Consider the following 13,128-nt stretch of genomic DNA (forward strand, 5'->3'; position numbering starts at 1 on the left):
AAGTTTAATTATATATCAAAATATAGTTTGGCAAATTGAACTAGTTTTAATGAATTTACACTTCTTCTTAAAGAATTAATAGTTTAATAAATTATATGTAACTAATTGATAATTAAAAAAATAAATCGTTAAACAAAATATAATATTGATTGATAAAAACGCCAAATAAATGGGAAGTTTGGTACATTAAGTTAAAAAAATCAAGATTTTAGATTAATAAGAATTTAAGAAAATGGGTAGCTCTTCATATTGAAAATTTTTTCAATATGAGAACACATTATTTAAATGCAAGAATAAAATTACGCTCTCGGAATTAAATCAATATACCAAAATCCAGATGATTTATTACTTGCATTTGGACTAGAAAAAGTTTTATAGACCAGCTCTCCTATTTCAAAATTAATTGGTTGATTGAAGATTGGTCCGTCAAAAACAAATGTGTGAAATTCTCCATTTTCTCCACAAGGATCAATGTGATTTGGTAAGTCATTTAAAAAGGATTGATCGATCACTCTTCCACAGAAATCTTTTAAATCTTCTTGCGCACACACCACGATAGTTTTATAACCTAAATTGATAAATTCTTTTACAATTGTTAAACTATCTCTTTTCCACAATGGAAAAACAGCCTCCATCCCTATTTTGGCCAATTGATTTTCTCTGTAAACTTTGAGATCTTCTAGAAAGATGTCACCAAAAATAGAATGCGTAACTCCTTCAGCTTTTATCTTGAATAAGGCTTCGGACATAGTTTTTTCATACATCCCCATATCAGGCATTTCTGGTAAGTGCACTTGAAACAAAGGAAGATTTAAACTATTTGCTTGCTCAATTAATAAATCTTCTCTTACACCGTGCATCGCAATGTGATTAAAAGAACTATTAACAGTGGTTAGTAAATAACGTACATCATATAATTTTTGCTTCAAAACATGGTGTAAAGCTAAAGTACTGTCTTTTCCTCCACTCCAATTAAACACTGAAGGAATTTGCTTAACCATTTTTTTTTAATAGCTCTGTAACTTCCTTTACTCCAGCAGTTGCTGATTTCTCTATTTTAATCAAATTAGCATACTGATTTACGGAAGGGATTTTAGGGTCAATAATATATTTTGGAACGCCTTTTGGAACAAAATCAAGTAATCCAGCTGCAGGATAAACAGCTAATGATGTACCAACAAGCATAAAAATATCTGCTTCTTCGCAAATAGCAGCAGCAGTTTCAATCATCGGTACAGCTTCACCAAACCACACTACATGTGGCCGCAATTGCGAACCTAATTCACAAAATTCCCCAATTTTTATTTCATCTCCTTTGATAGGGTAAATTAAAGATGAATTCTTATCAGATTGAGCAAAAGTAATAATGCCGTGCAAATGCGTAATCTGTGTAGAACCAGCTCGTTCGTGCAAATCATCAATGTTTTGTGTTATTATTTGTACATCAAAATCTTCTTCGAGCTTTGCCAATTCAATATGCGCAAGATTAGGTTTTGCATTTAAAATCTGCCTTCTTCTTTCATTATAAAATTCTTGTACTAATGTTGGATTTCTTTCCCATGCATCTGGAGTTGCTACGTCATATATATTATAGCCTTCCCATAAACCATCAGAATCTCTAAAGGTTTTCAATCCACTTTCGGCGCTAATTCCAGCACCTGTCAAAACAACCAATCTCTTCTTCATTATTACTAATTTAAATAAAAAACCCTTTTGCACACTGTACAAAAGGGTTTTCTATTCATTTTATAAATTTTATGAATTTAAAGCTTTATTTTTTAAACTTAACACTGGGTATTTAACTTTCAGGCTCTCGAAAGCACCAAACATTATAGCTGAATATGCTAATGTTCCATATAAGAAATTAAGCTCATAAGGAATTGCCAAAACTAAGCAAGACCAAAAACCAGCTAATGTTTGCGGATAAAATGAAGAACCGTACCAAACGCCAAAATCAGAAACTAACCAATGAATTAAAACCCCTGTTAAACTAGCGGCTAAAACACGTTGAACATTTACTTTTTTAATCATTAAATGTCCTATTAACACAATTAATGCAAAGGCAATATAGGTATAATACCAACCTTGATAAAAGCCATAATCTTTGCCCATTGTTAAAGCAAGACCTATATCGCTTAACAATAACACAAATAATGGTAGTACGAAAGCGTTCAATTTATTTTTAAAATAAGCTCCACCAAATAAAGCTACAGCACCTATCCCAGAGAAATTGGCTATTACTTTAAAATCTGGCGAAAGTGGGGCAATAACCCTCAAACCAACAATTACCAGCATTAACAATAACAATACAAGTGTTCTAGAACTATTTTTCATTTCTTATTTTCTTTATAATTAATAAACAAAATTAGCTTTTTAAATCCTGAATAAAAAATATAGAATTTATAAGTGAACTGTTATTAGAAAATAGAAAATCCTATCTTTAATTATCAAATACTAAATCTTATGCGAAAATTATCCCTTTGTTTACTATTTCTAATTAGCTACCAAGCAATGGCACAAAAAACCGATACTTTATTTCTAAAAAAATTAATGGAAGACAAACCGGAATTATTTTCTGCCATATTAAATCATCGAACTCATAATGAAATTCAAGTTATTTATACACAGGTAAATAGAGATAAAAATAATAAACCTAGCTTTAAAACATTTACCTATAATGTGAATGCAAAGCGATATTTCTATCCGGCAAGTACCGTAAAATTAGCTGGAGTTATTTTTGCATTAGAGAAGGTAAACGAACTAAAAAGCAAAGGTTTAACTGCAAATTTAACCATGATAACCGATAGTAGCTTTAAAGGACAAACTAAGGTTTCTAAAGATAAAAGTGCAGTTAATGGAAAACCATCTTTAGCTCACTATATTAAAAAAGTTTTGTTAACTAGTGATAATGATGCGTTTAATCGTCTATTTGAATTTCTTGGAAGAAGTGAAATTAATGTAAAGTTGAAGAAATATGGGTTAACTGAAAGTAGAATTTTAAATCGTTTAGCCATAGGCGATGGAGGAGAATCTGCAAGACATACTAATCCGATTGATTTTTACGATGGGGATAAATTGATTTATTATCAACCTGAACAATACGACGCTAAAGATTATCCGTTAGAATTGACCAATTTGATTGTGGGTAAAGGTTATATGGATAGCAATGAAAAACTAGTCAATGAACCTTATAGTTTCGAAAATAAGAATGTTTTTACGGTAGCTGACCAACAATCTTTAATGAAGAGGTTAATAATGCCAGAAGCTTATCCTACTAATGAGCGATTTAATTTAACGCCAGAAGATTACAAACTCATTTACACTTACATGAGTAAATATCCAACAGAAAGTGATTATCCTAAATATAACGAGAAAGAATTTTGGTCAACTTATGCCAAAATGTTATATTATGGAAGAGAGAAAAACGCAGTTTTGGATCCAAATATTAGAATTTTTAATAAATATGGCGATAGTTATGGTTTCATTATAGATAATTCTTACTTCGTAGATTTTAAAAACAAAGTTGAATATTTTTTAACCGCGGTAGTACAAAGTAATGAAGATGGAATTTATAACGATGGTAAATACGAGTATGAAACTGTTTGCTATCCTTTTATGAAAAATTTAGGAAGAACTATTTATGAATACGAACTTAATCGAGCTAAAAAACAATTACCAGATTTAAGCAAGTTTAAGTTGGATTATTTGAATTAATTTTTTTATCTTCTAAATATTCTTTTGAAGTTGTAATAAGTAAAACTGATGTTGCTTCTGCTTTACTATAGATATAAAGATATTGACCATTCATGTAAATTCTATCTACGGCTCCATTTTTATTATTAGTTTCAACTAAATTAAATTTTGTAGCTAGAATTTCATTATCTAGTTCAGCAATCGTTTTCTTTTCTGCAGTCATAAATAAGAGTATTTTTGGTGGTCCCTTTAAGTACTCGACAATTCGTATTTTAGTTGATTCTACATTAGATAAACTATTAATTCTGTAATCTGTCGAATAAATTAAACCCTCTTCATTTTTAAGTTCAATAACTTTTTTCCACTTATTAGTATCTATCTTTTTCTCCAATAATTTAATAGGGATATCAAATAACATTGTTAACTCTTTAATATCAACTACTTGAGCATTACACATGTAAGCTGTGGTTAGAAAAAATGCTATTAAAATTATTTTTTTATACATAATGTAATAATATCAATAAAATTATAATTTAAACAAAAAAGCCTCGAAGAAATTCGAGGCTTTACACTTATTAAAGAAATTAAAAATTAAAGTTTACTCCTGCATTCATATTAAAACCCATTGTGTTGTAACCAATTATCTCAGTGTACTTTTCATTTGTCAAGTTTTTCAAATCAGCAAAGATTTTAACACGTTTTTTAGCCAAAGCATATTCTGCATAAAAATTAACTATCTGATAAGAATCTAATATTTTATTTACCGAAGGATATGTGCTAAAATCACTATCTGTACGCTCACCAGTAAATTTGTAATTAGCACTTAGATATAAATCAGAAGTTGCTTGTAAACCTACATTTGCACCAAAAGTATTTTTAGGTCTACGTAATAACACATCAGAAATTACAGTTCCAGATGTCTGTTTTCCTTCTACATAAGCATAATATCCGTTTAATGAAAATGCACCGAATTTAACTCCTGGTTCAATCTCAAAACCTTTATCATTTTGTTTATCTTGATTAACGTAACCACTTGCGCCATAGATAATAGCATCGGTCATTTTACGTTTAAAACCAACAACTCGAAGATTTATCTTTTCATTTAAGAAATTGAAATGTGCACCAGCTTCATAACTGGTAGATTTTTCTGGTTTCAAATTTAAATTCGCACCATATTGACCAAACAACATTTCTAAAGTCGGCGCTCTAAATGCAGATGAAACTGTACCAAAAACTTTTACCTCTTTTATAATATTAATACTTGGTGTTACAGCGTAGGTGAAGTTTTCTCCGTATTTATTATGTTTATTATAACGGCCACCAACTTCTAAATTAAATACACTTAAATTATGTAAAAACAAAGATGCATATGTGCTAAATAAATTTGCCGATGGTTCTGTATTCGTTGTTGTACCAAAATGAGTAACGGTTGTCGCTCTATTATCTAAACCCACAAGTAGATTTAATTTATTACCTAAATCTTGATTATAAAACACATCAACCAAATTCATACTCCCTTCGTACTTACCTGAATAACTGCTCACATAATCTCTACCCGTATTTTCATGGCTATAATTTAACGTAATTTTTCCTTTGTCTAATTGATAAGTTGCATTTACACCACCATTAAAATGTTTTGAAACAGAAGTGTTTTTTGCATCAGTAAAGGCATTATCATCATAATCAAATTTGCCATAGAAATAACGAAAAAATGGATTTACACTTAACCGTTTATCTAATTGAATAGAAAAATTAGCATTTAATGCATCTTGTTTTAAACCATCTTTATCAAAAACTTGTGTATTCCCTGCCGGATTAGCAGCTTCAGAAATTCCATCAGTTTTAAAATGCGAATAACTCAAATTATAAGTAAATGCATCAACTTTACCATTTAATCCAATAGTTCCTTTATATGAATTATAACTTCCTGCGCTAGCAACACCATACACATTATTGCCTTTTTTACCAGTTTTTTTGGTGATAATGTTTACAACTCCTGCTACAGCATCAGAACCATAAATAGTAGATTGTCCGCCTCTTAAAATTTCAATCCGTTCAATTTGATCAATTGAAAACATACGCAAATCGAAAGTGCCCCCATTTCCAGATGGATCTGTAACTAAAATACCATCAATCAAAATTACAGCATAAGCACTTCCAGCACCTCTAAAAAATAAACTTTTGTCTTTTCCAGCATTGCTTCCTACGCCACCAATTGTAATTCCAGCTTGCTGATTTAATAGTTCTGCCAAATTTTTTCCGCTACTGCGAGCCAATTCTTCGCCTGTAATTACTGTTACAACCTTACCAGTTTGTGATTGTTTTTGCTCATTTTTTGTGACAGAAATTACCACTTCATTTAAATTTTGGGCTTCTTGAGCCACGGCTTTGTTTCCCAATAGGGCTAACTGCACAAGTCCTAGACCTGCGACAATTAATTTAGTTTTTTTGTTCATTTGTTGTGAGTTTTTCACACACAGCAACAGAATCAGAATAGAAATGAGGTATTATAAAAAGTCCCACTCCTAGCTTCAATCCCCGAAAGCTATGAAATATTAAACTTTTAGGCAGGTCTTCTGACTTACTCTGGCTTTCCTGTCTTCCCATCCGCTTGATGCGAAAAGTGACTTTAGATTTGAAAAACTTTTATAGAGCTTACAGCTGCGGGACAGTTACAGAATTACACTGTATTCCCTTTTAATTCCGATGTAAAATCGGAAACCAAAAAGCGACGCAAAGGTATATTTTAATTTGTTATTAAAAAATCAGATTTATTTTTCACTTAACAATTGTTGTTTAATAGTTTCTAATTGGTCTGCTTCTTCTTTTGGTAGTACAGGATATTTTAGATTTAAAGACTCTAAAGTTTCCTCAATAATCTGACTTATAGCTAATCTTGCATACCATTTTTTGTCTGCAGGAATTACATACCAAGGTGCACTATCTGTTGAAGTTTCTTTTATTGCTTCTTCATAAGCAGCCATATATTCTTTCCACAAAGCTCTTTCCTTTAAATCGCCCACAGAGAATTTCCAATTTTTACTTTGCTCCTCTATCCTATCCAAAAAGCGCTGTTTTTGTTCCTCTTTAGAAACATGTAGAAAAAATTTTAAAACAACTGTTCCGTTTGCAATAATGTGTTTTTCAAAATTGCGAATGCTCTCGTATCTTTCTTTCCAAAATTTCTTATCAATTTTTTTTACGTCATCATATCCAGGAATGTTCTCACTTAAAATATACTCTGGATGCACTTTGCAAACCAAAACGTTTTCATAATGTGAGCGATTGTGAATGCCTATTTTACCTCTTTCTGGTAAAGTTTTAGCATGCCTCCATAAAAAATCGTGATTATATTCTTCACTATTAGGCGTTTTAAAACTATATACTTGACAACCTTGAGGGTTTAAACCAGACATCACATGTTCAATTGCACTGTCTTTACCTGCGGCATCCATAGCCTGAAATATTATTAGTAACGAATGAGAATCAGATGCATATAGTGCTTCTTGGTAATCTTTTAATTCTCCTTTAACACGCTCAAGTTCTTGTTTACCAGCCTCTTTATCTAAATGCCCATCATAAGTTGTGCTGTAATCTTTTAATGAAAATTTATCTCCGCCTTTAGCTAAATATTTTTTTGTGTTGGTTTTCATGGTAAAATCATTTTATTTTTAAATATAGACTAAAATTTAAGCAAATTAAATACGTTAATTTGTACTATACTTTTAACACAATTTAACACATAATATTTCACGTTTTTTCCATCTTTATCCCATGTTTAAAGAAATAAAAAATAGATACGTTCGCTATATTGCACTTTTTGTATTTTTCATAGTTATTTTCTTTTGCGCATTACAACTAAATTTCTTGTGGCTATTTGGCTACTCTCCGTCTTATAAAGACATTAAAAAACCAGCACAGCGAGTTGGTTCAGAGCTATATACATCTGATGGAAAATTAATTGGACGATACTTTAAAGAAAACCGTACTCCAGTAAATTATAATGAAATATCGCCAAGTGTAATTAATGCTTTAATAGCTACAGAAGATGTTCGTTTTTATAAACATTCTGGTATTGATGCACAAGCTGTCGGAAGAGCAGTAATTGGAATGGGAAAAGATGGTGGTGCAAGTACAATTACACAACAATTAGCCAAAAACTTATATCGTACGCGTTATAGTAAATCTTCTGGTTTAGTTAAGTATATCCCATTGGTTAGAACCTTTGTATCCAAGCTAAAGGAATGGATGACAGCCCTAAAACTAGAATCTAATTATAGTAAAAATGATATCATTACAATGTATTTAAATACAGTATCATTTGGAAATAATACCTACGGAATAAAAACTGCATCGAGAATATATTTCGATAAAGAAACTAAAGAATTATCTACCAATGAAGCCGCATTACTTGTTGGTATGTTAAAAGGTACTTCATATTATAATCCGCTAAAATATCCAGAAAGAACATTAGACAGACGAAACACAGTTTTGAGTCAGATGAATAAATATAATTATTTAAGTAAGGATAGCTTAACACTACTTTCTAAACAACCAATGCAGTTAAAAGAAGGTAAAATGCAAGATAGTAGCGACGGCGATTCTTATTTAAGAGCTGCTGTTGACAAATATTTAGAGAAATGGTGTGAGGAAAACAATGTTGACTTATATGAGGATGGTTTAAAAATCTACACAACTATCGACTCTAAATTGCAAGGTTACGCAGAGGAAGCTGTAAAAGATCAGATGAGAATTCTACAGAGAAGATTTTATAATGTTTGGGGAAATGAAGACCCTTGGGAAGATTCTGAACGCAAAAAAGTGGATTATCCAGATAGGGCAAAGAAGAATTTACCTATTTATGCTTTACTAAAGAAAAAATATAACAACAATACCGATTCTATTGATGCCTATTTTAATAGGAAGAAAAAAATGAGAATATTCTCTTATAAAGGAGATAGAGATACCTTATTTTCTACAATGGATTCCATCCGTTATTACGGTAAAATTTTAAATACCGGAATGATGACTATGGAACCAAGAACTGGAAAGATTAAAGTTTGGGTTGGTGGTATTGATCATAAATTTTTTAAATATGATCATGTTAATCAAGCAAAAAGACAAGCTGGATCTACTTTTAAACCTTTTGCATATTTAGCTGCTTTAGAAAGCGGCATGAGTCCATGTGATAAATTTGTAGATAAACCTGTTAAAATCCCTTATCAAAATAAAGGCAAAACAGAATATTGGGAGCCCAAAAATGCTGATTGGAGTAATAGTTACCAAGAAATGTCTTTACGTTGGGCAATGGCAAAATCAGTAAATACCATTACTGCTCAAGTAACAGAAAAAGTTGGATGGGATAATGTAGTTAAATGGGCACATGAGTGTGGTATAGAAAGTAATTTAGCTTCAGTTCCATCGGTAAGTTTAGGTCCAAATGATGTTTCAGTTTATGAAATGGTAAAAGCTTATGGCACTTTTTTAAACGAAGGTGTAAAAACAGATCCTATTTTAGTTGAGCGCATCACAGACCAAAATGATAAAATAATTGAAGAATTTCTGCCTAAGACTAAACGGGTATTAACCGAAGAAATAGCTTGGTTAATGTTGTATATGTTTAGAGGTGGCATGGAAGAACCAGGAGGAACTTCTCAAGCATTATGGGAATGGGATTTATTTAAGAAAAATAATCAAATTGGAGGTAAAACTGGTACTTCATCAGATTATGTAGATGCCTGGTATATGGGTATTACTAAAGATTTAGTGACAGGTGTTTGGGTGGGTTGTGATGAACGTACAGCTCATTTCCAAAATGGTGAGCAAGGAGAAGGTTCTCATACAGCTTTACCGATTTTTGCTAAGTTTATGGAAAAAGTTTATCACGATCCAAACAGTGGATACACTTATGGACCTTTTCCGAAATCTAAAGTAGAAATTACAAGAGAAATCAATTGTCCAACTCCTCGTCAGCAAATAGATACAACGGAAATTGATAGTACCCAAGTTGATTCGCTAGATGTAAGTATCCCAGTTACCGATGAACAAATCCCTGTGGTTAAACCAGAAACTGAAGTTCAGAAACCTGAAGAAAAGAAAAATAATAATGAAACAACGAATAAGCAATCTCCTGCTACACCAGTTGTTCCACTAACTAAGAAAGAAGAAAGAGAACTACGGAGAAAACAACGTCAAGAAGAAAAAGAAAAAAACAAAAATGGCGGAGGTTAGTTATTGTATTAAAACTAGATAGCATACTTTTTCGTAAATTAACATATTATACTGTTCTTAAAATTTAAACTATGAATAGAAATTCTACTTTGATAAGGAAGTCCTTGTTAATTCTATTATTTATTTTATCCTCGATTTTTTCTGTTCATGCCCAATATTTTGGACAAAATAAGGTAAGATATAAGAATGAAGATTTTAAAGTATTAAATACTCCTCACTTTGAAATTTATTACTATGTAAAGAATGAAAAATTATTAAAAAACTTCGCTCAAGATGCAGAAACATGGTATAAAATGCATCAAGAAGTTTTTCGTGATACTTTTTTAACTAAGAATCCAATAATCCTGTATAATAATCACCCAGATTTTCAGCAAACGACAGCTTTAAATGGAGAAGTGGGTATAGGTACTGGCGGTGTAACAGAGGCTTTAAAAAATCGAGTTATAATGCCATTAATGGATATAAAAAGCCAAACTAGACATGTTTTAGGACACGAATTAGTACATGCCTTTCAATATCATTTATTACTGGAAAAAGATTCAATTAGTTTAGAAAATGTTGGAAATACTCCTTTGTGGATGGTCGAAGGTATGGCAGAATACTTATCTGTTGGTAAAAAAGATGCTTTTACTTCTATGTGGATGCGTGATGCTTTATTAAATCGTGATATTCCATCTCTAAAAGATTTAACAAATTCCAATAAATACTTTCCTTACCGCTATGGTCAAGCATTTTGGACATTTGTTGGTTCACTATATGGAGACACTACAATTGTTCCGTTATTTAAAGCTACGGCTAGATTTGGATACGAAAATGGTATTAAATATACATTTGGATATGATGATAAAACACTATCTGGTTTATGGAAAAACTCAATCGAGCAGCATTATAGGCCTTTGTTAAGAGCTGATAGTTCTCAAATTAAAATATCAGGAACGAAAATTATTGATAATAAAAATGCTGGCAATATGAATGTTGCACCAGCTATTAGTCCCGATGGAAAATATTTAGCTTTTCTTTCTGAGAAAGATTTATTCGGTATAGATTTGTTTCTTGCTGATGCAAAAACTGGTAAAATACTCCGAAAACTGAGTAGTCAGGTAGCAAATTCACATATAGATGATTATAATTTTATAGAATCTGCTGGTGCTTGGTCGCCAGATAGCAAACAATTTGCCTTTAGTATTTTTAGTAAAGGCAAAAATCAAATGCTTGTAATTGATGTGTCAAATGGCACTACCCTATTCCAAACAGACATGGGTAAAGTAGAGCAGTTTGGAAATTTAACCTGGTCACCTGATGGAAAAGAAATTGCATTTTCTGGAATGGTAGAAGGTCAGAGTGATATTTTTTCTTATAATTTAAGCACTAAAGAAGTTGCTCAACTTACAAATGATGATTACTCAGATTATGCACCAAGCTTCTCTCCTGATGGCAAAAAAATAGTTTTTTCATCTGATAGAGCTGCAATTGTTAGTGGAAATATAAATGCAGTTAATCCAATCAACTTAACGGTTTATGATATTTCAACAAAATCATTGACAAATATTCCTGTTTTTCCTGGAGCAAATAACTTAAATGCACAGTTTTCTGGAGATAGTAAACGTATTTTCTTTCTATCAAATCGTGATGGGTTTAGAAATTTATATGAATATAATTTAGGAGATAACTCAGTAAAACAATTAACAGATTATTTTACAGGTATTAGTGGGATAACAGAGTTTTCACCTGCTATAACTGTTTCTAGAAATGATGACATCATATATAGTTACTATCGCTATCAACGCTATACCTTATATAATTCTCCCTTAAATAATTTTAAAGCTAAAACGGTTAATGCACAAGAAGTTAACTTTGATGCGGCTATTTTACCTCCAATGGAAAATGTTGGGGTAAACATTGTAAATTCTAATTTAGGGAACTTTGATCGTTTTGAAAAAATAACAGCTGATTCGATGAAAGTTGTTCCCTATAAACCCAAATTCCGTTTAGATTATTTAGCAAATAGTGGCGTTGGGGTATCGGCGAGTAGATTTGGAGCCGGTGTACAAGGTGGTATTATTGGTATGTTTAGTGATATCTTAGGTAGAAATCAAATTATTGCAAATCTTTCTATTAATGGAGAAATTTATGATTTTGGAGGATTGATTGGTTACATCAATCAGAAAAACAGAATTAATTGGGGAGTTGGTATTTCTCATATTCCATATGTTACTGGTTTTAGAAGTCTTGGGGTTTATGATCCATCTTCAGGTGCAAATCCTGTTGATACAATAAGTACAAACGTTTTGCGAACTTTTGAAGATAAACTTGAACTTTTTGGCTCCTACCCTTTTAATAAAGTTCATCGTTTTGAAGCTGGTGGGGCTTTCTCTTATTATAGTTATCGTTTGGATAGATTTAATAATTTTTATCAGGCTGGTACTTATCCTTATGGATATTTAGGTTCTGATCGACAAAAAGTGTCTAATGCTCAAGCAACAAACACATTAGGAATTCCATTAGAACCATTTTCAATTTTCCAAACTAATGCATCATTTATTGGAGATAATTCAATATCTGGGGTTGCAGCTCCATTAGATGGCTTTAGATATAGAGTTGGTGTTGAGCAATATTTTGGAGATTTTAGTTTTACAGCAGTTACTGCAGATTTAAGAAAATACTTTAGAGCAAAACCAGTTACTTTTGCAGTAAGAGCATATAACTATATGCGTTTAGGTCGTGACGGAGAAAACCTTTACCCTTTATATGCGGGATATAGTTATTTAATTAGAGGCTACGAAGCAAATTCATTTTATAATAGCAAAATAGCAAATACAGGGAATTTTGACATCAATCAATTATCTGGTAGTAAACTAGCTGTATTTAATTTCGAAGTTAGATTACCGTTTACCGGACCTAAAAAATTAGCTCAAATTCCGTCGAAATTTTTATTTACAGATTTGAACTTGTTTTTTGATGCAGGTTTAGCTTGGACTGAAGATTCTAAAGTTTCATTTAAAGGAGAACCAAACGGAGTTTTATTACCTGATGGTACTCCTGCAGAACGTATACCTGCAATAAGTGCTGGTATTTCTTTAAGGGTGAATGTATTTGGTTATTTTGTAATTGAACCTTATTACGCTATTCCTTTCACACGTTCAGATGTAAAAGTTGGCGTGTTTGGATTAACCTTCGCTCCTGGTTGGTAAATATTAATATAGT

Annotated in this window: 9 protein-coding genes and 1 riboswitch; of the genes, 3 read left to right on the forward strand and 6 right to left on the reverse strand. The window is 31.6% G+C overall.

What is annotated here, in order from left to right; genetic code table 11:
• Positions 1 to 299: 299 nt before the first annotated feature.
• From HQN85_RS03970 to HQN85_RS03980, 3 genes are all read right to left on the reverse strand, one after another.
• Entirely contained in the window at positions 300 to 1,001 is a 702-nt protein-coding gene (locus HQN85_RS03970; protein ID WP_173269045.1) for a Dph6-related ATP pyrophosphatase, read from the reverse strand.
• Positions 994 to 1,686: an SIR2 family NAD-dependent protein deacylase gene (locus tag HQN85_RS03975; protein WP_173269046.1), complete on the reverse strand. Its 693-nt coding sequence runs from the start codon at positions 1,684 to 1,686 to the stop codon at positions 994 to 996. Before HQN85_RS03975 ends, HQN85_RS03970 begins: the two co-directional genes overlap by 8 nt.
• 69 nt (positions 1,687 to 1,755) lie before the next feature.
• Positions 1,756 to 2,334, reverse strand: coding sequence for a DUF6580 family putative transport protein (locus HQN85_RS03980; protein ID WP_173269048.1), 579 nt, complete (start codon positions 2,332 to 2,334; stop codon positions 1,756 to 1,758).
• Between the two features lie 129 nt (positions 2,335 to 2,463).
• On the opposite strand from HQN85_RS03980, the gene HQN85_RS03985 reads away from it, so the two are divergent.
• Positions 2,464 to 3,714, forward strand: a complete 1,251-nt coding sequence (locus HQN85_RS03985; RefSeq protein WP_173269050.1) for a serine hydrolase — start codon at positions 2,464 to 2,466, stop codon at positions 3,712 to 3,714.
• Here HQN85_RS03985 and HQN85_RS03990 read toward each other — a convergent pair.
• The 3 genes from HQN85_RS03990 to HQN85_RS04000 form a co-directional block, all read right to left on the reverse strand.
• Positions 3,692 to 4,198: a hypothetical protein gene (locus HQN85_RS03990; protein WP_173269052.1), complete on the reverse strand. Its 507-nt coding sequence runs from the start codon at positions 4,196 to 4,198 to the stop codon at positions 3,692 to 3,694. The genes HQN85_RS03985 and HQN85_RS03990 overlap by 23 nt on opposite strands.
• A gap of 79 nt (positions 4,199 to 4,277) precedes the next feature.
• The gene (locus tag HQN85_RS03995) at positions 4,278 to 6,149 is read right to left on the reverse strand and encodes a TonB-dependent receptor plug domain-containing protein (protein WP_173269053.1); all 1,872 of its coding nucleotides are present in this window, start codon (positions 6,147 to 6,149) and stop codon (positions 4,278 to 4,280) included.
• Between the two features lie 93 nt (positions 6,150 to 6,242).
• Positions 6,243 to 6,434, reverse strand: a riboswitch (cobalamin riboswitch).
• A gap of 30 nt (positions 6,435 to 6,464) precedes the next feature.
• Positions 6,465 to 7,346 carry a polyphosphate kinase 2 family protein gene (locus HQN85_RS04000; RefSeq protein ID WP_173269055.1) on the reverse strand — a complete coding sequence of 294 codons (882 nt, stop codon included), beginning with the start codon at positions 7,344 to 7,346 and terminating at the stop codon, positions 6,465 to 6,467.
• Positions 7,347 to 7,467: 121 nt separating this feature from the next.
• Here HQN85_RS04000 and HQN85_RS04005 point away from each other — a divergent pair, with 121 nt between their 5' ends.
• Together HQN85_RS04005 and HQN85_RS04010 are read left to right on the forward strand one after the other, a co-directional pair.
• Positions 7,468 to 9,924: a transglycosylase domain-containing protein gene (locus HQN85_RS04005; RefSeq protein ID WP_173269057.1), complete on the forward strand. Its 2,457-nt coding sequence runs from the start codon at positions 7,468 to 7,470 to the stop codon at positions 9,922 to 9,924.
• A 71-nt stretch (positions 9,925 to 9,995) separates the two neighbouring features.
• Complete coding sequence (locus tag HQN85_RS04010) at positions 9,996 to 13,115, forward strand: basic secretory protein-like protein (protein ID WP_173269058.1); 3,120 nt, start codon at positions 9,996 to 9,998, stop codon at positions 13,113 to 13,115.
• Positions 13,116 to 13,128: the final 13 nt, after the last annotated feature.

The sequence above is a fragment of the Pedobacter boryungensis genome (genome assembly GCF_013204825.1).
In the GTDB taxonomy this organism is placed as follows: domain Bacteria; phylum Bacteroidota; class Bacteroidia; order Sphingobacteriales; family Sphingobacteriaceae; genus Pedobacter; species Pedobacter boryungensis.

Bases quoted from the DNA above. Each gene is read 5' to 3' on its own strand.
- HQN85_RS03970 (WP_173269045.1), bottom strand. From the start codon at position 1,001: ATGGTTAAGCAAATTCCTTCAGTGTTTAATTGGAGTGGAGGAAAAGAC.
- HQN85_RS03975 (WP_173269046.1), bottom strand. From the start codon at position 1,686: ATGAAGAAGAGATTGGTTGTTTTGACAGGTGCTGGAATTAGCGCCGAA.
- HQN85_RS03980 (WP_173269048.1), bottom strand. From the start codon at position 2,334: ATGAAAAATAGTTCTAGAACACTTGTATTGTTATTGTTAATGCTGGTA.
- HQN85_RS03985 (WP_173269050.1), top strand. From the start codon at position 2,464: ATGCGAAAATTATCCCTTTGTTTACTATTTCTAATTAGCTACCAAGCA.
- HQN85_RS03990 (WP_173269052.1), bottom strand. From the start codon at position 4,198: ATGTATAAAAAAATAATTTTAATAGCATTTTTTCTAACCACAGCTTAC.
- HQN85_RS03995 (WP_173269053.1), bottom strand. From the start codon at position 6,149: ATGAACAAAAAAACTAAATTAATTGTCGCAGGTCTAGGACTTGTGCAG.
- HQN85_RS04000 (WP_173269055.1), bottom strand. From the start codon at position 7,346: ATGAAAACCAACACAAAAAAATATTTAGCTAAAGGCGGAGATAAATTT.
- HQN85_RS04005 (WP_173269057.1), top strand. From the start codon at position 7,468: ATGTTTAAAGAAATAAAAAATAGATACGTTCGCTATATTGCACTTTTT.
- HQN85_RS04010 (WP_173269058.1), top strand. From the start codon at position 9,996: ATGAATAGAAATTCTACTTTGATAAGGAAGTCCTTGTTAATTCTATTA.